Genomic DNA, 19,176 nt, shown 5'->3' with positions numbered 1-19,176 from the left:
GCTTTTAGCCATTGTAACTGAGACCCCACTCGGCCAACGCAGCACGCATGTCAGCAGGCAACGGCGCATGGAATTTCAATGCCTCGCCGGTAATGGGGTGCACAAATGCCAATTGCGTCGCATGCAAGGCCTGCCGCGCCAGTCCCGCCGCCGGGGTTCCTCCATACACCCCGTCGCCCACCAGGGGGTGTCCAGCAGTAGCCATGTGCACGCGTATCTGGTGGGTACGACCGGTGTGCAGGGTGCAGCGCACAAAGCAGCCCTGGTCGAAGTTATGCAGCAAGGCAACATCGGTCCGGGCGGTTTTACCTCCCTGCACTGCCAGATCCACCACGGCCATGCGCAGCCGGTTGCGCGGGTCGCGGCCAATCGGCAGATCTACGGTGCGGTGGGCCGGACCAGCCCAGGGCTTGTGCGCCAAGGCCAGGTATTGGCGACTCACCTCACGCGCCGCAATCAGGGTTACCAAGGCATCCATGGTCGCCCGGGTGCGCGCCACCACCATCAGACCGCTGGTGTCTTTGTCCAAGCGGTGGACAATACCAGCCCGGGGCAGCATCTGGGCCTGTACATCCCGCGCCAGCAACCCATTGAGCAAGGTGCCGCTCCAGTTGCCAGGTGCGGGGTGCACCACAAGCCCGGCGGGCTTGTGGATGACGCGCAGGTGTTCGTCTTCAAACACCACATCGAGCGCCATCGCTTCTGGCTTGAAAGCCTTGCTTTGCAAGGTGGGGCGCAACTCGATAGCACCCACCTCGCCGGCCCGCACCTTGGCCGACGGCTTAGTGGCCAGACGGCCCTGCAAGGTCACCGCCCCGGACTCAATCAGCTGTTGCAGATAGCTGCGCGAGAATTCGGGCACCAGGTCGACCAGCGCGCGGTCCAGCCGCCCGCCATGCTGGGCCTCGGTGATGGTGAGGGGGCGCAGCTCGCTCTCCAAAACAGAATCGAGGCCGGATTCCGCAATGTCCGGAGCGTTTTCGGCAAACTCTTCGCCTGCGGGGTCGGTCGATATAATCGAATTGCTTAGTTTCAAGAAAGTAGCCTGAGATGTTTCGTTCTAGATTATCGGTGTTCCCCAGCCTTCTGACGGTCGGTCTTGTAGCGGTCTTGTCCGCCTGCGCTACGGTGGAAGCAGACAAAACCGTTGGCTGGAGCCCGAACAAGATTTATTCGGAGGCCAAGGACGAGATGAATTCTGGGGCCTACGATAAGGCCGTCAATTTGTTTGAAAAGCTCGAAGGCCGTGCCGCCGGCACACCACTGGCCCAGCAAGCGCAGCTGGAAAAAGCTTACGCCTATTACAAAACCGGCGACAAGGCCCAGGCGCTGGCAACACTCGACCGCTTTATCAAGCTCCATCCGTCCAGTTCTGCGCTGGATTACGCGCTGTACCTCAAAGGCATCATCAACTTCAACGAAGACCTCGGCTTGTTTTCATTCTTGAGCCGACAAGACCTGTCCGAACGGGATCAAAAAGCGGCCAAGGAGTCGTTTGAGTCCTTCAAAGAACTGAGTACCCGCTTCCCCGACTCACGCTACACACCAGATGCTCGCCAGCGCATGGTGTACATCGTGAACTCGCTGGGGCAGTACGAGGTGCATGTGGCGCGCTACTATTACAGCCGGGGTGCGTATGTGGCGGCCATAAACCGTGCCCAGGCAGCACTGGCCGACTACAGCAATGTGCCTGCACTGGAAGAAGGCCTCTACATCATGGTGAAGTCGTACGAAGCCCTTGGCATGACGCAGTTGCGTGACGACACCCAACGGGTGTTAGCCATCAACTACCCCAATAGCCAGTACACCGCCAGCGGCTTCAAGACCAAGGATTCGCCGTGGTGGAAGGTGTGGTAATCGATCCAAGTCCTTGTAAAGCTTTCAGGGCCTCCTGAAACTCGGCATCGGTTTTCAGTGTCCGCATGGGCGGCAACGCGGCCCGGATGCGCTTGCCATAGCCCATGGCCACCAGCCGGGTGTCGCAGACCACCAGCACCCCCCGGTCGGACTCATGCCGTATCAGGCGGCCAGCACCTTGCTTCAAGGCCACCGCGGCCTCGGGAACAAAATAATCCATAAAAGGGCTACCGCCCTCTGCCTCGATGCGCTGGGTGCGCGCCTCCACCACCGGGTCATTGGGTGCCGGAAACGGCAGCTTATCGATGATGACCAGCTGCAACATCTCGCCCGGCACATCCACCCCCTCCCAAAATGAGGCAGATGCCACCAGCACGCAACCCGGCATGCCATCCGCACCGCCCTGGCGCAAACGCTCCATCAAGCGGCGCTTGGGCCATTGGCCCTGCACCAGAACCTCGATCTCTGTGCTGCCTGCAAATGCGATCTGCAAACTGTCACCAATGGTGCGTAAGGCGCGCAGCGAGGTAGTCAACACCATCGTGCGTCCGCCCAGTTGCCGAACGGCCACCGCGGCCCATGCTGCAACCTGCGCGCTGTGCAACGGGTCACTAGGCTTGGGCAGATGGCGCGGTACATACAGCGCGGCTTGCGTGGCGTAGTCAAACGGACTCTCGACCCGCAGACAAGTGGCATCCTGCAGGCCACAGCGCTCGGTAAACCAGCCCAGGCGCGCGTCGTCGCCCAAAGTTGCCGAGGTAAAAATCCACGATTTGGCCTGCGCACCCTCGGTGGGTGGGAGCAACCGGGTTTGCACTGCGTGGGCAATGTCGAGTGGCGATTCGGTCAGGCGCAACTGCTGGCCCACATCCAGCCAGCGCACCGATGCCGGTTCGCAAGCTTGGGCAAACTGCTGCACACGTTCGGCCAAACCCACGGCCCGCGCATGCAGGCGCACAAAGTCGGGGGCCAACTCAGTGACGGTATCCAGCGCCACAATTGCTTGCTGCAAGGCCCCCACCACCTCCGCCATGGCATCGCTCCACAAGGCCTCCGGAACGCCATCGGGTGCCACGCCAGACCAGCGCAGTTTGCTGCCCGCGGGCAGCTTTCCGACCACCAGGCGTAACTCGCGCACGGCCCGCTCCAGCACCAACACCACCTGTTGCCAATCCACTAAACCCCGTGCCTGCTGCATGCCTATCGCCAGTACGTCGCGGGCAAAGTCCAGCCATTGCCCGGTGCTGAGGTGGGTACCCAGAAACTGCACACCGGTTTCATTGAGCTGGTGCGCCTCGTCAAAGATGGCGATACGCGCGGTAGGCAACAGCTCGGCCATCCCCGATTCGCGCACCGCCAGATCGGCAAAAAATACATGGTGGTTCAGCACCACCACATCGGCCGCCAGGGCTTCGCGCCGCGCCAAATTGACATGGCAGGCGCGAAACTGCGGACATTGCGCACCCAGGCAGTTCTCTCGGGTCGAGGTGACCAGCGGCACCAGGGGCGAGCGTTCATCCAGATCCGATAGCTCTGCCAGGTCCCCGCTGCGAGTCGCCTGCGCCCATTGCTCGATATCGGCCAAGGTTTGCAGCACAGGCCGCTCGAAATGGTGCTGGTCCGAGCGGGCCTGGCCCAGGCGGTGCAGGCACAAATAACTACTCCGCCCTTTCAGCAGTGCGGTGCGGAGTGGCAAACCCAGGGCTTTCAACAAACCGGGCAGGTCGCGGCCAAAAAGCTGGTCCTGCAGGGTTTTGGTGGCGGTAGACAGCAGCACCCGCTCGCCGCTGAGCAGCGCCGGGACCAGGTAGGCAAAGGTCTTGCCTACCCCGGTGCCCGCCTCTACCACCAGTACACCGCCCTCTTTTATGGTGCGGCCAATCGCCAATGCCATGTCTAATTGCCCTTGCCGGGGCTGGAAGTGTTCGGCCGTGCGGGCTAACGCGCCCTGCGGCGCAAACGCCTCGCGCACCTGGCTTTGCAGGTCCATCAAGCGGGCTCTTTGGGATCTAAAGAGATTTCCAGGCGCGAAATTTTGTCGCGCAGGGCCAAGCGGCGTTTTTTCAGACGCTGCAACATCAATTCATCCAGTGGCTTGTGTTCGACCAGGTAGTCGATCGTGGCATCCAGATCGGCATGCTCCATGCGCAGTTCTATCAGTTGGCGTTCAGGGGAATGGAGATTGGCAGTCAAGGCAGTGGTCTAGGTAGAGAGGCAAGCCGCTAGGGATAAACTGGCGTTCGCCATTATGAGCCGCGTCTTTTGCGCCAACCACCAGCAAAGCATTGCACCATGACCCCAGGTTTCAAAATCACCGCTTCTACGGGCCTGCACAAAGGCGATCGTGACTACCAACAAGACCAGCTGACGTTGATCAGCCATGCGCGCGTCAACGGCTGCATCCTGGGCGTGGTAGCCGACGGCATGGGCGGACGCAGCGGCGGGCGCAAAGCCTCAGACCAAGTGATGATGACGGCCAAGCAACTATTTGAACGCTTCGACCCTTACACCGACGATGCACCCAGCATGCTCAAGCACATCATCGAAGAAGCCCACCTGGTCATCAAGCTCACCGCCATCTCGGCCGAAGAAGAGCCCCACAGCACGGCAGCGCTGTTCGTCATCCAACCATCAGGCCAATGCTTCTGGGCCCACACTGGCGACTCACGCATCTACCACTACCACCAAACCCAATTGGTGAAGCGCACGCTGGACCACTCTTATGTGCAAACCTTGGTAGAACGCGGTGAAATCACCCCCGAGGAAGCCAACAGCCATCCTGACTCCAACATTTTGCTCGGCTGCTTAGGTACCGAAGCCGACCCGCCGGTAGACATCCATATCCTGCCGCAGGTGCGCCCCGGCGATGTGATCATGGCCTGCAGCGACGGCGTTTGGCATTACTTTTCCGAGAGCGAGCTCGGCGAGGTGCTATGCAGCATGCCGCCAAAGGAAGCGACCGTGTTGTTGATGGAGACAGCGCGCACCCGGGCACGCGGTACCGGCGACAACCTGTCCATGATCGTCATCCACATCGGAGCGCTATAAGTTCAATGCGCAACGCAACGGGTTGCAGAAAATGCGCCGCCGTTGAGCGTTATCGCTGTCGGACCTACATTGCCCAATGCCGTGGGCGGTGCGAAACCCAACGCGGTACGCGATGCACGGCTGTCACCCCAGTCAACTTGGTTATTGGAAACCATGCCTGTTGCGCTGTTCAACTGGGAACCCATGATCAGCATGCCACTGCCGGGGCGGTAGTACACCACCGCCCCGGCAGGCGCGTTGCAGTCATAGCGGCGCAGTGCATCCGATCCGGTGTACAGCGGCAATTCAGCGTACGCCAAGCCCAATAAGGCGGCACCCGCCAGACCGCCTCCGGCCATTTGCAGACTGCGCCAGTTCCAATACAGTTTATTTTTGGGCAATTCTGTCGGCGGGCTTGAGTTGGTGATTTGGGCTACCTGTGCAACACACCGCACCGGGGTCGCCAGCACCGTGTGTGGGCGTCGCGCAGCCAGCACTTGCTTTTGCCCTGAAATAATGTAGCTCTCGGCAAAAACAAAAGCGGCCGCCAACAACGGCACCACATCCGCCAGAAACGGTGCCTGCGCCAACACCCATCCCGACACTGTGGGGTCGCCCACGGCGATATCCCCGGCAAACCAGCCCATCACCACCCCACCGGCCAGCACCCACTGCGGATAACGGCCCAGCACGTCCATGACAAACATGCTGCCATACATCAGCAGGGGCACGCTCAGCATCAAACCGATCGCTAACACCCCCATACTGCCCTGCGATACGGCCACCAGCCCGACGACGTTGTCGATACCCATCACCAGATCGGCGAGCAAGATGACACCAAAAACCGGCCAGAATCCGGCAGTCTGCAAGCTCGGATCCGAAGATTCATCGGCAGCTTGGTCCACCACCAAAAGCTTGATTGCAATAGCTACCAGCGCCACACCGCCGACCAGCTTCACATAGGGCACAGCCAACAACAGCCCAGCCACGGTGCCCAGCAGCAGACGTAAAACGATAGCGCACACCGTACCAAACAACAGGGCCTGCCGCCGCTGGGGAGCAGGTAAAAATCGGCACGCCATGGCAATCATCACCGCGTTGTCTCCGCTCAGCAACAGATCAACGAAGGCACTCTTCAGCGCCAGATCGGCGTAGTGGAGAAAACTATCCGGGTCCATGGCTAGCGCAATATGCCCCTACTTTTGAGCTGCAGTCGACAGGCCAGGGCCGAATTTCAGGTTGCGCAAGAACTCGGTATCGGGCGACAGCACGATGGTCGGGCCCGCGTCCGCCAGGGCCTGCCGGTAGGTCTGCAAAGACCGGTACAGCCGGTAAAACGAGGGATCTTTCTGGAACGCACTGGCCAATATGTCACTGGCTTGCGCATCTGCCTCGCCACGGATAATTTTAGACTGCTGCTGCGCCTCAGACAAAATCACAGTACGCTCCCGATCGGCCTTGGCCTGAATTTCCTGCGCCCATTCGAACCCCTGGGCGCGCAGCTCCTTGGCTTCACGCTGGCGCTCGGACTTCATGCGGTTGTAGATTGCCTGGCTGGTCTCCAGCGGAAGATCGGCACGGTGAAAGCGCACTTCTGACACTTCAATCCCCAGGGAGCGGGCTTTTTCTTGCACCTCTTTCTGGATGTGTTCCACGATGCGGGTGCGCTCTTGCGACAACAGTGATCGCAGCATCACCTGCCCCAGTTCTTTGCGCAAGGACGAACTCACCAGTTGCGTCAACTGCGGGTTGGCCTGCTCCAAAGTGCGCAGCGACTGGTAGAAGCGCAGCGGGTCATCGATACGGTAGCGGGTGTAGGTCTGCACCTCCAGCCGCTTTTGGTCACCCAGAATCACCTGCTCGGCCGGCGGCTCCAACGTTAGCAAACGCTTGTCGTAGGTCACCACCGAATCCATCAACGGCAGCTTGAAACCCAGGCCCGGGGTGAAGACCACGGCAATCGGTTTACCTACCCGCACAATCAAGGCCTGCTGTGTCTCGCTGATCGAATAGGTGGAGGCCGACACCAGCCACAGCAAAAACAAGGCAGCCAGCACCAGCATCGTACGGGTTCGGGGCAACCGGGCACTCACTTGACCACCTCCACCACGCGGGGCTTGTCTTTCTCGGCCAGGGGCATGTAAGGAACGACACCCGACACGCCTTTGCCCGAGGTGTCGATGATGACCTTGCTGGCCTTCTTCAGCACCTCGTCCACACTCTCAAGGTACAGGCGCCACGCTGTCACGTCTTTGGCCTTGGCATAGCTTTGGTACACCGACAAAAAGCTTTGCGCCTCGCCATGGGCCAGGTTCACCACCTGGCTTTTGTAGGCCTCGGCTTCTTGCTGGATATGCGATGCCTCTCCGCGCGCGTGCGGAATGATGTCGTTGGAATACGCATCGGCCTCGTTGCGGGCCCGCTCCTGGTCGGCACGGGCACGTTGCACATCATTGAACTCGTCAATCACTGCGGCAGGAGGATCTACCCGCTGCAACTGCACCTGGGTGATCAATATGCCCGAATTTTGCCTGTCCAAGAGGTTTTGCAGCAATTCGCGTGTCTGGTCGCCGATTTGCTGGCGCTTATCGGACATGGCCGCCTGGATGGGCGTGCGGCCAATGATCTCGCGCAACGCGCTCTCGGCCACGATCTTCACCGCCGCTTCGGGGTTGTTGATGCGGAACAAAAACTGCCCTGCATCCTTGATGCGCCAGAACACTGCGCACTCGGCTTCCACGATGTTTTCGTCCCCTGTCAGCATTTGGCGCACATGGGAATCCTCGCCCTCCTTGGCCGCAGTGCTGTCGCCTAGCTGCAACTGGTTCACCTGCGTGACCTTGGGCAGCAAAATCGTCTCTACAGGGTAAGGCCAGTGGTAATGCAAACCCGGGCCGGTAGTCTCGATATATTTGCCGAAACGAAGCACCACGCCTTGCTCGTCTGGCTGCACCTTGTAAATACCAGCATTCACCCAGCCAACCAAGACCAGGCCACCCAACAAGAGCAAGCCCTTGTCTCGCAATCCGAACAAGTCCAGGTAGTACCGAACCCACTGCAACCAGGCATAGGGCTTGGTTTCGGGCAGCTGTGGCGCAGCGTCTTCAGCCGACAAAAAACACGACCATGGACGCTAGCAGGCAATAAATACCAAATAGATACCAACGCTCGTGCGCCAGCCAACTGGAAAGCCAGCGCAAGGCCAGCAAGCCCGCCACAAAGCTCATCGCCATGCCCAACAGGCTTGGCACCAGCAGGTGCAGCACGCTAGCACCGGCACCACTGGCCAGGGGGGTCTTTAAAAAGCGGTAGCCTTCCTTCACGATGACGGCCGGGGTCAGCACCACGGCCAATGCAAAGCTGAACGCTTCCGCCCGCGCCCGCGACACGCCCAGGGCGAGCCCGGTGGAAATGGTGGCACCCGAACGCGACAGGCCACGAAACGGCAGGCAAATGCCCTGCACCGCCCCCACCACGCCCGCACTGCGCACGGTCAGTGGGCCACCGGTATCGCCTTTGCGGGTGTTGCCAAAGGCCGAGACCAAAATCAACAGTCCGGTAACGGCCAACCCGGCCGCCATGATCTGCGGGTTGCCAAATAAGTGTTCGATCTCAAAGGCCGGGTTGTTCGCGGCATACAGGTGTTTGATGGTTTGCAGCAGCGTCAAACCGACGATGCCGGTCAATACGGTGGCCACCACTAAATGAAGGCCGTTGGTCCGCAAGGCCTGGGCCGATGCGAAGTAGGTACTGCGCCAAGTACGCCAAAAGTACACAATCACCGCGAACATGGTGCCCGTGTGTAGCATCACCAACAAAAGCGTCATTTCGGGAGAGGTGGGGTCCAGGCCCATCAACTTTTCTGCCATGATGACGTGGGCCGAGCTGGACACTGGAAGCAGTTCGCAGATGCCTTGCACAAACGCAAGGACCAGCACATTCAATAAGGTCATGGGGTGAATTGCAAAGAAATGCTACGTCGGACGTAGCGAACGAGACCCTGGCAGAGTCCCTAGAATTTTCGGAATTCTAGGGGCGGTTATCGTTTGTAAAGCAATCTTTACTGCGGGTATGGCCGCAGCGCATGCGGATAAAAAAAACACCTGGCGGCTGGTACCAATTGCTTTGATCCAGTGGACTTAAAAGCCGAAAAATGGCAGTTTTGCAAGCGCCTGGACCTCGGCTTGGGGAGTCGACTTGGGGTGTAAAGGTGCTTGAAAAATAGTGGCTGCGGACAGAAAATGCATCCACCATGGCAGCCATATCAGGACCGACACCCAGCAGTTTTGGCTCGCCCTATGCGGCGAGCAGCGCGATCACGGGTCTCGGCCAGTTGACGGATTCGGCCATACAACAGTCCAATAATGCCTCCATCATTGCATCGTTTGGCACAGCAGCAGGAACACCTGCCACCCATACCGCTGCTGGCCTGCTGAACTCGTATTTACAAGCCGGTACGGGCGTTTCTGTGGATACTTCCCAATCCAATTTGGCGGATTTACTAGGTGCAACGGAAACCGGAGTGCCGGTTACCAGCAGCCAGTTGGCAGTTGCCTCGGGCGAGTACACAAGCTTGGCAGGCAGTCCAACAGACACCACCACGGCGAACTGGACGGCCGCATTGAAAAGCAATCCAACATTGGCGTACTTGGTGGTTGCGGATAACCAAAATCAGAATTTAATCAGCGCGTTTTCCGCATTCGCGTGACTCTGCACGGCATGGAGTCCGAGCGGGCCCCAGCATGGGTACACAACGATAAAAGCCTTCCAAATCAATGACTTGGAAGGCTTTAATTGGTGGGCGATGCAAGTTTCGAACTTGCGACCCCTGCAGTGTGAATGCAGTGCTCTACCCCTGAGCTAATCGCCCTGATATTTGTTGGACTGCGATTTTTAATCGCTATCAGGTAAGCCACAGATTATACAACATCTTTTTCAAGGATTCGCCAGACCGTCTTGCCGCCGCTCGATTTATCGAGTTGTTTCAGCAAGTCCTGGTGGGCAGCGGCCTCTTCTTCGCTGATATGCAGTACGGGCAGCACAAAGCCGCTCAAGTCCATCTGCGGCACAGTCGCCACGTTGGCGTCTTCATCGCCCACGTCAATCAGCAGCGCATCCTGGCCACGGGTAAGGTTGATGTAGACCTGCGACAGCAGCTCGGCATCCAGCAAAGCGCCATGCACGCCGCGGCCCGAACGGTCCACTTCCAACCGGTCGCACAGGGCATCGAGAGAATTGCGCTTGCCGGGGTAGAGCTCCTTGGCCATGGCCAGGGTGTCGATCACGCCGCTGACAAAATGCTTCAGCGGCGGCTTGCCCAGACGCTCCAGCTCTTTGTTCAGAAAGCCGACGTCGAACGCGGCGTTGTGGATGACCAGCTCGGCGTCAGTGCAGTAGGCCAAAAATGCGTCCACGATCTCGGCAAACTTGGGCTTGTCGCGCAGGAACTCGGTGGTGATGCCGTGCACCCGCAGCGCGTCTTCATGGCTGTCGCGCTCGGGGTTGATGTAGCGGTGGAAATGGTGGCCGGTGAGCTTGCGGTTGAGCAGCTCGACGCAGCCGATTTCCAGAATACGGTCACCGCCCGCTGCCGACAGGCCGGTGGTTTCGGTATCCAGAATAATTTGGCGCATAAACTATCTTTTTAATAGCTACTCGTGCAGGCATCACCTGCGCTAGCGGCCGTTTTTATCAATGGAGTTCTTTGGCGTGGTTCACCGTATATTTGGGGATTTCCACAGTCACGTCTTGCTGGCTCAGGAACGCCTGGCAACCCAGACGCGACTGCGGCTCCAGACCCCAGGCGCGGTCCAGCAGGTCTTCTTCATTTTCGTCCAGCTCGCCCAGCGACTGAAAACCCTCGCGCACGATGACGTGGCAGGTGGTGCAAGCGCAGCTCATGTCACAGGCGTGCTCGATGTTGATGTGGTTGTCCAGCATGGCTTCGCAGATCGAGGTGCCGGCGGGCGCGCTGATCTCGGCACCTTGCGGGCAATATTCGGGATGGGGCAGGATTTTGATGATGGGCATATCAGAGGGTCTCGATGTTCTTGCCAGACAGGGCGTGCTGGATACCCCTGTTCATGCGGGCGGCGGCGAAGGCTTCGGTGCCATCGGCCAGTTTTTTGGTAACGGCTTCGACCAGCTTGGCATCGGTAAGTAGCTTGGCCTGGACCAGCTCGGCCCGCAAGGCTTCGATGGTGGACAGCTCGTCTGCAGATAACAAATCGGCATCCGCTGCCAGCGCACTCTGGGTGGCCAGCAGCATGCGGTCGGCATCCACTCGGGCTTCGACCAAGGCGCGGGCCTGCATGTCTTGGGCGGCGGTGTGGAAGCTGTCTTGCAGCATCTGGGCAATCTGCTCGTCGCTCAGGCCGTAGCTGGGCTTGACGGTGATCTGCGCTTCCACGCCACTGCCCTGCTCTTTCGCGGCTACGCTGAGCAGGCCGTCGGCATCCACCGTGAAGGTGACTCGGATGCGCGCGGCACCAGCGGCCATGGGCGGGATGCCGCGCAGCTCGAAACGGGCCAGGCTGCGGCAGTCGGCCACCAGGTCGCGCTCGCCCTGCACCACGTGCAAGGCCAACGCCGTCTGGCCGTCCTGGTAAGTGGTGAAATCTTGCGCCATCGCCGTAGGGATGGTCTGGTTGCGCGGCACGATGCGCTCGACCAGGCCGCCCATGGTTTCAATGCCCAACGACAGCGGAATCACGTCCAGCAGCAGCAAGTCCCCTGCCCCATCTACCGACCGATTGCCCGCCAGCTGGTTGGCCTGGATGGCGGCACCCAGGGCGACGACTTCGTCGGGGTTCAGGTTGGTGAGCGGCGCGCGGCCAAAGAAGTCGGCCACGGCGCGCTGGATTTGCGGCATGCGGGTGGAGCCGCCCACCATCACCGTGCCCTGCACTTCGTCTACGCCCAACCTGGCATCGCGCAGCGCCTTGCGCACTGCGGCCATGGTGCGGGTGGTGAGGTGTGCGGTGGCGGCTTCAAAGTCTGATTTTTTAACGTTAAATCCGATGCTAGCGCTTGATAGATCTGCACGGATAGCTACTAAATCCGTAGCAGACAGCGCTTCCTTGCAAGCCCGCGCTGCGGCGTTCAGCGCCACCTTGTCGGATGCGGATACGGCCTGCTGACCGGTTTGGGCCAGTACCCAGTCGGCCAGGGCGCGGTCGTAGTCGTCGCCGCCCAGGGCAGCGTCGCCGCCGGTGGCAATCACCTCGAACACGCCCTGGCTCAGGCGGAGGATGCTGATATCGAAGGTGCCGCCACCCAGGTCGTACACCGCGTAAATGCCTTCGCTGCCGTTGTCCAGCCCGTAAGCGATGGCCGCGGCCGTGGGCTCGTTGATCAGGCGCAGTACGTTCAGCCCGGCCAGTTGTGCTGCGTCCTTGGTAGCCTGGCGCTGGGCATCGTCGAAGTAGGCGGGCACGGTGATGACCGCACCGTACACGTCGTCCAGAAAGCTGTCTTCGGCACGGAAACGCAGGGTAGCCAGGATCTCGGCGCTGACTTCGACCGGCGATTTCTCGCCATGCGCCGTGTGCAGGCCGACCATGCCGGGTTTGTCGATGAAGACATAGGGCAGCTTTTCGCGCTGGGCGATGTCGGCCAGGCCGCGGCCCATGAAACGCTTCACGGAGGCGATGGTATTTTCGGGGTCGCTAGCCTGGGCGGCGAGTGCGTCATGGCCGATCTGGCGTTTGTCGCCCGCCAGATAGCGCACCACGCTGGGCAGGATCACCCTGCCCTGGTCGTCGGGCAGGCACACGGCTTCGCCGCTACGCACCGTGGCGACCAGGGAATGGGTGGTGCCGAGGTCGATGCCGACGGCATGGCGACGCTGGTGCGGGTCGGGCGACTGGCCGGGTTCAGAAATTTGGAGGAGCGCCATGGGAAGTAGGAAGTTATTCGTCGATTGTCACAGGCGGTCGATAGCATCGTCCACGTCGCGGGCAAAGCGCTCGATGAACATCAGCGCGCGGACCTGCTGGGCGGCGGCGGCGTAGTCTTTGGCCTCGTCCAGCAGCTGCGCGCATTGGGCCAGGCCTTCGCGGCGGGCTTGCAGCACTTGCGCGTTCAAGGCTTCCAAAACAGCTGCGCTATTGGCATCGTCGAGGGCCTCGCGCCACTCCATCTGCTGCACCAAGAATGCGATGGGCATGGCAGTGTTATTTTCAGCCTGGATGGGCGCGCCATGGAGCTCGCACAGGTAGGCTGCGCGCTTGAGCGGGTCTTTCAGCCGCGCCCAGGCTTCGTTGATGCGCACCGACCACTGCATGGCCACGCGCTGTGCCGCACCGGCCTGGGCGGCAAAGCGGTCCGGATGCGCCTCGCGCTGCAAGGCCTGCCAGCGGGTTTGCATGGCGGCATGGTCTTGCGTGAACTGCACGGGGACGTCAAACAGCGCGAAGTCGTTGGATTGAAGGTTCATGGCTACCAAGAAAAAACCGCCGCGGCAAGCAGGTTGCTTGGCTCGGGCGGTTGGTGGCGGGTGCGGAAAGCCTAGATTCGGAAGCTCTCTCCGCACCCACATTTGTCGCGTTCGTTCGGGTTTTCAAACTTGAAGCCTTCGTTCAAGCCCTCCCGCACGAAATCGAGTTGCGTGCCGTCGATATAGGCCAGGCTTTTCGGATCGACCAGCACTTTAACGCCATGGCCTTCGAAAATCGCGTCTTCGGGGGCGAATTCATCCACATACTCCAGCTTGTAAGCCAGGCCCGAGCAACCCGTGGTTTTGACACCCAGACGCACGCCCACGCCCTTGCCGCGTTTGGCCAAGTAGCGGGTGACATGCCGGGCAGCGGCCTCAGTCAGCGTGACAGCCATGTTCAGTGAACCAGGGCAGCCGCCGCAGCGTGTTTTTGCTTGTAGTCGCTAACCGCAGCCTTGATGGCATCTTCGGCCAGGATGGAACAGTGGATCTTGACCGGGGGCAGCGCCAGTTCTTCGGCGATCTGGCTGTTTTTCAAGGCCGCCGCTTCGTCCAAGGTTTTGCCCTTAACCCATTCGGTGACCAGTGAGCTGGACGCGATAGCCGAGCCGCAGCCGTAGGTCTTGAAACGCGCATCTTCGATCACACCAGTGACGGGGTTGACCTTGATTTGCAGCTTCATCACGTCGCCACAAGCCGGTGCACCGACCATGCCGGTTCCTACGCTGTCGTCGCCTTTTTCAAACGAGCCAACGTTGCGGGGGTTTTCATAGTGGTCAACCACTTTTTCAGAATAAGCCATGGTGTTTTACCTCTTCAATTCAAATCAATGTGCGGACCATTGGATGGTGCTGATATCAATACCATCTTGGTACATTTCCCACAAAGGGCTCAGGTCGCGCAGCTTGGCCACGTTGACCTTGATGGTATCGACCGCGTAGTCGATGTCGGCTTCGGTGGTCCAGCGGCCAATAGTCATGCGCAGGCTGCTGTGGGCCAGCTCATCGCTGCGGCCCAGGGCGCGCAACACGTAACTGGGTTCCAGGCTGGCGGATGTGCACGCCGAACCGCTGGAAACCGCCAATCCCTTGATACCCATGATCAAAGACTCGCCTTCGACGTAGTTAAAGCTCATGTTCAGGTTGTGTGGCACACGTTGCGTTTCGTGACCGTTAATGAACACCTGCTCCACGTCTTTCAAACCGGCCAACATGCGGTCGTGCAAGGCTTGGATACGGACGTTTTCCAGGGCCATTTCTTCCTTGGCAATGCGGTAGGCCTCGCCCATGCCGACGATCTGGTGCGTGGGCAGTGTGCCGGAACGCATGCCGCGCTCATGGCCACCGCCGTGCATTTGCGCTTCCAGGCGGATGCGCGGCTTGCGGCGCACGAAGAGCGCACCGATGCCTTTTGGACCGTAGGTTTTGTGCGAGGTCAAGCTCATCAAATCGACAGGCATTATCGATAAATCGAATTCGACGCGGCCCGTGGCTTGCGCGGCATCGGAGTGGAAAATCACGCCCTTTTCGCGGCAGATGGCACCGATGGCGGCGATGTCCTGGATCACGCCGATTTCGTTATTTACGAACATCACGCTTGCCAGAATGGTGTCGGGGCGGATGGCGGCCTTGAAAGCTTCCAGATCGACCAGGCCATCGGCCTGCACATCCAGGTAAGTGACTTCAAAACCCTGACGCTCCAGCTCACGGCAGGTGTCGAGCACGGCTTTATGCTCGGTCTTGACCGTGATGATATGTTTGCCCTTGGTCTTGTAGAAATGCGCCGCACCCTTGAGGGCCAGGTTGTTGGACTCGGTAGCACCCGAGGTCCAGACGATTTCGCGCGGGTCGGCACCGATCAATGCCGCCACCTGTTCGCGGGCTTTTTCCACCGCCGCTTCGGCCTCCCAGCCCCATGCATGGCTGCGCGACGCGGGGTTGCCGAAGTGCTCGCGCAACCAGGGAATCATGGCATCCACCACCCGCTCGTCGCAGGGGTTGGTGGCGCTGTAGTCCATGTAGATGGGGAAGTGTGGGGTGTCCATTGGCTAGCTCTCGGAAACTTGGGGTGAAGGCTGGCTTTTAAAAAGCGCGGTTAAGGGATTACGACTTGGCAAAGACATTGCCAAGGGCGAACACCGAATTCGGCCCGGTAATACGTATGGGCTTGACCACAGGCATGCTGGAGATGGCGCGCTTGACCATGGGCTTGCTTTCGATCTGCACGCCCTTGGCGAGCTGCTCGTCCACCAGCTTTTGCAGGCTCACCGAGTCCAGAAACTCGACCATGCGGGTGTTCAGCGAGGCCCACAGGTCGTGCGTCATGCAACGGCCGGCTTCGCCCAGACAGTTTTCTTTGCCGCCGCACTGGGTAGCATCCATCGGCTCATCGACCGAGACGATGATGTCGGCCACGGTGATATCAGTGGCTTTACGGCCTAGTGTGTAACCGCCGCCGGGGCCACGGGTGGATTCGACCAGCTCGTGGCGGCGCAGTTTGCCGAACAGTTGCTCCAGGTACGAGAGAGAGATTTGTTGCCGTTGGCTGATGGCCGCAAGCGTGACGGGGCCGTTGTTCTGGCGCAGGGCCAGATCAATCATGGCGGTGACCGCAAAACGGCCTTTAGTGGTGAGTCGCATCGCAAGCTCCTGTTTTAGTGGGCCATGGGGCGCACGGTGGCCGCGCGCCTCTTGTAGGCAGTACTGGGGTTACACATGGAACTAAAACTGCGTTAAGACAGTCTTAGATCCGCTTCCTCCAGCGTGCTTCCGTGTGTAAATCACGGTAGCCACCCTCAACTTCTGGTTTTTTATTGTCAGAACTAATTATAGCAGAGAAGCCTATCGAATTCGTCGGGTAAGCATACTGATCGGTCTTATTTTAGAACGATTAGTTTCCCACGGCAATATTGTCGTGGCCCGATGCCCCAAAAGCCTGGGTTTTGAGCACCGCCAACTGGTCGCGAACGCGGGCGGCTTTTTCGAACTCGAGGTTGCGGGCGTGCTCCAGCATCAGCTTTTCCAGCCGTTTGATTTCGCGGGCGATGTCTTTTTCGCCCATGTCTTCCACTTTGGCGCGTTGGATGGCGTCTTGCGCCAGCTTTTCGGCTTCGCGGCCTGATTTTTCGCTGTACACGCCGTCGATCAGGTCTTTCACCTGCTTGACGATGCTGCGCGGGGTGATGCCCTGCTCCAGGTTGTGGGCGATTTGCTTGGTGCGGCGGCGCTCGGTCTCGTCGATGGCCTTGCGCATCGATTCAGTGACCTTGTCGGCGTACAGAATGGCCCGGCCATTCAGGTTGCGGGCAGCGCGGCCAATGGTCTGGATCAGCGAACGCTCGGAGCGCAAGAAGCCTTCTTTGTCGGCATCCAGAATCGCCACCAGCGAGACCTCGGGCACGTCCAGTCCCTCCCGCAGCAGGTTGATACCGACCAGCACGTCAAAGGTGCCCAGGCGCAGGTCGCGCAATATTTCTACCCGCTCCACCGTGTCCACATCGCTGTGCAGGTAACGCACTTTCACGCCGTTTTCAGTCAGGTAGTCGGTCAATTGCTCGGCCATGCGCTTGGTGAGTGTGGTGATGAAGACGCGCTCGCTTTTTTCGACGCGGATGCGGATTTCTTGCAGCACATCGTCCACCTGGTGGGTGGCGGGGCGCACTTCCACCTGCGGATCGACCAGGCCGGTGGGGCGCACCAGTTGCTCCACCACCTGGCCGGTGTGTTCTTTCTCCCAGTTGCCGGGCGTGGCCGAAACGAAGACCGCCTGGCGCATCTTGGTCTCGAATTCTTCGAACTTCAGGGGCCGGTTGTCCAGCGCACTGGGCAGGCGAAAGCCATACTCCACCAGCGTAGTTTTGCGCGCCCTATCGCCGTTGTACATGCCGCCAAACTGGCCTATGAGGATGTGGCTTTCGTCCAGAAACATCAGCGCGTCTTTGGGCAGGTAGTCCGTCAACGTAGACGGCGGCATGCCCGGCAGCGCGGCGCTGAGGTGGCGGGTGTAGTTTTCGATGCCCTTGCAGTGGCCGATCTCGGTGAGCATTTCCAGATCAAACCGGGTGCGTTGCTCCAGCCGCTGCGCCTCCACCAGCTTGCCCATGCCGACCAGTTCTTTGAGCCGGTCGCTCAGCTCCATCTTGATGGTTTCCACGGCGGCCAGCACCTTGTCGCGCGGGGTCACGTAGTGGCTGCTGGGGTAGACGGTGAAGCGCGGAATCTTTTGGCGGATGCGGCCCGTGAGCGGGTCAAACAGCTGCAGGCTGTCGATCTCGTCGTCAAACAGCTCGATGCGGATGGCCAGCTCGGAATGCTCGGCCGGAAACACGTCAATCGTGTCGCCGCGCACTCGGAACTTGCCACGGCTGAATTCCATGTCATTGCGCTGGTACTGCATGCGGATGAGCTGGGCAATCACGTCGCGCTGGCCCATCTTGTCGCCGTGGCGCAGCGTCATCACCATCTGGTGGTAGGCCTCGGGCTGGCCGATACCGTAGATGGCGGATACCGTGGCCACGATGATGACGTCGCGCCGCTCCAGCACGCTCTTGGTGCAGCTCAGGCGCATCTGCTCGATGTGCTCGTTGATGGCGCTGTCTTTCTCAATGAACAGGTCGCGCTGCGGCACATAGGCCTCGGGCTGGTAGTAGTCGTAGTAGCTGACGAAATACTCCACCGCATTCTTGGGGAAGAACTCGCGGAACTCGCTGTAGAGCTGTGCCGCCAGGGTTTTGTTGGGCGCAAAAATGATGGCCGGGCGGCCCAGCCGGGCAATCACGTTGGCCATGGTGAAGGTTTTGCCGGAGCCGGTCACGCCCAGCAGGGTCTGGAACACCTCGCCATCGCCCACACCTTCTACCAGTTGCCGAATGGCCTCGGGCTGGTCGCCTGCGGGCGGGTACGGCATGAACAGCTCGAACGGCGAGCCAGGGAAGCTGACGAACTCGCCCTCGGGCTGCTCGGGCGAGGTGGAAGGGTACAGAGAGACGATTTCGGTCATGGGCAAAGCTTCCAGAGCGACGGAAAACCAAATACTTAAGGACTTACGCAGCGCCCCCTGTGTCGCCCTAAGGGCGCACATGGGGCTCTGCGTGAGCCGTGTACTGTATAGGAATACAGGCTTACTTGCGCGGCTGCAGGGTTAAACCAATCAAACGCGACACCACAGCGGCCAGATAGATGACCCCGGTAAACATCTCCAGGCTGGCCAACGAGCGCGCATGCGGGGTGATGGGAATCACGTCGCCAATGCCGGTGCTGGACAGCAGTGCAAAGCTCAAAAACATCAGCTCCGTCCAGGTGCGCGGCTGGTCGGCGTTCACCGCAGCAGTAAAGCAGCCCGGCTGCAGCGCCTGGGCCAGCACAAACAAGTAGGTAAACGCCCAGGCCAGCAGGGTGAAGGTGGCGCCTGCCGCAAATAGCTCGTCGGTGGTGGCGCGGTGGTCTTCCAGCATGTAAGCGATGAGGCTGAAAGCCGCGTAGAAATAAAACACCGCCTCCAGTCCGGCCGACCAGGGCAGCAGGTGCGGCATGCCGTATAGAGCTTGCAGCGCCAGCAGCACAATCGACGGCAGCGCGATGCATACGCTGACCCAGGCCAGCCCCGGCGTGCTGCGCACCATGCGGGTAGTAATGGCCAGCACCACAATGCCAAACGCGCCAAAACCAATGCGGCCCGCGTCGGTGTTCTCGATAAACGGGTACAGCACCAGCCCCAGCAGCTGCACCAGCAGCAAAATGGCGGACGGGTGGCGGCGGGTTTGGGCGTAAAGGCGGAGGTAGCGCATGGGCAGATTCTCCCGCACCGCGCAAGCACCCTAAAAATACATACCAAATTGGCCTCTAGCGTATATAGAA

Annotated in this window: 20 protein-coding genes and 1 tRNA gene; 3 read left to right on the top strand and 18 right to left on the bottom strand. The window is 60.1% G+C overall.

The features are described 5' to 3' along the window. Positions 1–4 precede the first annotated feature (4 nt). On the bottom strand, positions 5–1,018 hold the full coding sequence (locus tag AC097L_RS20590; RefSeq protein WP_479588659.1) for an RluA family pseudouridine synthase: 1,014 nt from the start codon (positions 1,016–1,018) through the stop codon (positions 5–7). A gap of 32 nt (positions 1,019–1,050) precedes the next feature. Here AC097L_RS20590 and AC097L_RS20585 point away from each other — a divergent pair, with 32 nt between their 5' ends. Next, positions 1,051–1,857 (top strand): outer membrane protein assembly factor BamD, encoded by an 807-nt coding sequence (locus AC097L_RS20585; RefSeq protein WP_479588586.1) that lies wholly within the window; start codon positions 1,051–1,053, stop codon positions 1,855–1,857. On the opposite strand, the gene AC097L_RS20580 is transcribed toward AC097L_RS20585, so the two are convergent. Beyond that, positions 1,820–3,847 carry an ATP-dependent DNA helicase gene (locus tag AC097L_RS20580; RefSeq protein ID WP_479588658.1) on the bottom strand — a complete coding sequence of 676 codons (2,028 nt, stop codon included), beginning with the start codon at positions 3,845–3,847 and terminating at the stop codon, positions 1,820–1,822. The genes AC097L_RS20585 and AC097L_RS20580 overlap by 38 nt on opposite strands. Then, positions 3,847–4,050 (bottom strand): YdcH family protein, encoded by a 204-nt coding sequence (locus tag AC097L_RS20575; RefSeq protein ID WP_315241545.1) that lies wholly within the window; start codon positions 4,048–4,050, stop codon positions 3,847–3,849. Before AC097L_RS20575 ends, AC097L_RS20580 begins: the two co-directional genes overlap by 1 nt. A gap of 99 nt (positions 4,051–4,149) precedes the next feature. Here AC097L_RS20575 and AC097L_RS20570 point away from each other — a divergent pair, with 99 nt between their 5' ends. Next, positions 4,150–4,905 (top strand): PP2C family protein-serine/threonine phosphatase, encoded by a 756-nt coding sequence (locus AC097L_RS20570; RefSeq protein WP_479588585.1) that lies wholly within the window; start codon positions 4,150–4,152, stop codon positions 4,903–4,905. 2 nt (positions 4,906–4,907) lie between these two features. Here the strand turns inward: AC097L_RS20570 and AC097L_RS20565 are convergent, their stop codons facing one another. Genes AC097L_RS20565 through AC097L_RS20550 form a run of 4 tightly spaced genes read right to left on the bottom strand, consistent with a single transcriptional unit; the run spans position 4,908 to position 8,837 of the window. Next, positions 4,908–6,062 (bottom strand): TerC family protein, encoded by a 1,155-nt coding sequence (locus tag AC097L_RS20565; RefSeq protein WP_479588584.1) that lies wholly within the window; start codon positions 6,060–6,062, stop codon positions 4,908–4,910. A gap of 18 nt (positions 6,063–6,080) precedes the next feature. After that, on the bottom strand, positions 6,081–6,965 hold the full coding sequence (gene hflC / locus AC097L_RS20560; protein ID WP_479588583.1) for a protease modulator HflC: 885 nt from the start codon (positions 6,963–6,965) through the stop codon (positions 6,081–6,083). 8 nt (positions 6,966–6,973) lie between these two features. Then, a complete protein-coding gene (gene hflK, locus AC097L_RS20555; RefSeq protein ID WP_479588582.1) occupies positions 6,974–7,999 on the bottom strand; it encodes an FtsH protease activity modulator HflK in 1,026 nt (341 codons plus the stop codon). Next, positions 7,989–8,837 carry an undecaprenyl-diphosphate phosphatase gene (locus tag AC097L_RS20550; protein ID WP_479588581.1) on the bottom strand — a complete coding sequence of 283 codons (849 nt, stop codon included), beginning with the start codon at positions 8,835–8,837 and terminating at the stop codon, positions 7,989–7,991. Before AC097L_RS20550 ends, hflK begins: the two co-directional genes overlap by 11 nt. 299 nt (positions 8,838–9,136) lie before the next feature. Between AC097L_RS20550 and AC097L_RS20545 the strand changes: the two genes are divergently transcribed. Next, positions 9,137–9,592 carry a hypothetical protein gene (locus AC097L_RS20545; protein WP_479588580.1) on the top strand — a complete coding sequence of 152 codons (456 nt, stop codon included), beginning with the start codon at positions 9,137–9,139 and terminating at the stop codon, positions 9,590–9,592. An 87-nt stretch (positions 9,593–9,679) separates the two neighbouring features. Here the strand turns inward: AC097L_RS20545 and AC097L_RS20540 are convergent. The 11 genes from AC097L_RS20540 to AC097L_RS20490 all read right to left on the bottom strand — a co-directional run bounded on the left by AC097L_RS20540 (position 9,680) and on the right by AC097L_RS20490 (position 19,106). After that, positions 9,680–9,754, bottom strand: a tRNA-Val gene (locus AC097L_RS20540). Positions 9,755–9,803: 49 nt separating this feature from the next. Next, complete coding sequence (dnaQ, locus tag AC097L_RS20535; RefSeq protein ID WP_479588579.1) at positions 9,804–10,517, bottom strand: DNA polymerase III subunit epsilon; 714 nt, start codon at positions 10,515–10,517, stop codon at positions 9,804–9,806. 58 nt (positions 10,518–10,575) lie between these two features. Continuing rightward, positions 10,576–10,914, bottom strand: coding sequence for an ISC system 2Fe-2S type ferredoxin (fdx, locus tag AC097L_RS20530; protein WP_479588578.1), 339 nt, complete (start codon positions 10,912–10,914; stop codon positions 10,576–10,578). Between the two features lies 1 nt (position 10,915). After that, entirely contained in the window at positions 10,916–12,781 is a 1,866-nt protein-coding gene (gene hscA, locus AC097L_RS20525) for a Fe-S protein assembly chaperone HscA (RefSeq protein WP_479588577.1), read from the bottom strand. 27 nt (positions 12,782–12,808) lie between these two features. After that, positions 12,809–13,321 carry a Fe-S protein assembly co-chaperone HscB gene (gene hscB / locus AC097L_RS20520; protein WP_479588576.1) on the bottom strand — a complete coding sequence of 171 codons (513 nt, stop codon included), beginning with the start codon at positions 13,319–13,321 and terminating at the stop codon, positions 12,809–12,811. Positions 13,322–13,392: 71 nt separating this feature from the next. After that, positions 13,393–13,716: an iron-sulfur cluster assembly protein IscA gene (gene iscA / locus AC097L_RS20515; protein ID WP_479588575.1), complete on the bottom strand. Its 324-nt coding sequence runs from the start codon at positions 13,714–13,716 to the stop codon at positions 13,393–13,395. 2 nt (positions 13,717–13,718) lie between these two features. After that, positions 13,719–14,123, bottom strand: coding sequence for a Fe-S cluster assembly scaffold IscU (gene iscU / locus AC097L_RS20510; RefSeq protein WP_479588574.1), 405 nt, complete (start codon positions 14,121–14,123; stop codon positions 13,719–13,721). Between the two features lie 24 nt (positions 14,124–14,147). Continuing rightward, positions 14,148–15,365, bottom strand: a complete 1,218-nt coding sequence (locus AC097L_RS20505) for an IscS subfamily cysteine desulfurase (protein ID WP_479588573.1) — start codon at positions 15,363–15,365, stop codon at positions 14,148–14,150. Positions 15,366–15,423: 58 nt separating this feature from the next. Continuing rightward, positions 15,424–15,960, bottom strand: coding sequence for a Fe-S cluster assembly transcriptional regulator IscR (gene iscR, locus AC097L_RS20500; protein ID WP_479588572.1), 537 nt, complete (start codon positions 15,958–15,960; stop codon positions 15,424–15,426). 250 nt (positions 15,961–16,210) lie between these two features. After that, positions 16,211–18,319: an excinuclease ABC subunit UvrB gene (gene uvrB, locus AC097L_RS20495; protein ID WP_479588571.1), complete on the bottom strand. Its 2,109-nt coding sequence runs from the start codon at positions 18,317–18,319 to the stop codon at positions 16,211–16,213. Between the two features lie 121 nt (positions 18,320–18,440). Further along, complete coding sequence (locus AC097L_RS20490) at positions 18,441–19,106, bottom strand: ion channel (RefSeq protein WP_479588570.1); 666 nt, start codon at positions 19,104–19,106, stop codon at positions 18,441–18,443. Between the last annotated feature and the right edge of the window lie 70 nt (positions 19,107–19,176).

It is taken from the genome of Rhodoferax sp. RT5P35 (assembly GCF_056521385.1).
Note: the sequence above shows the minus strand (reverse complement) of the source record. Positions and strands in the feature narration are given on the sequence as shown.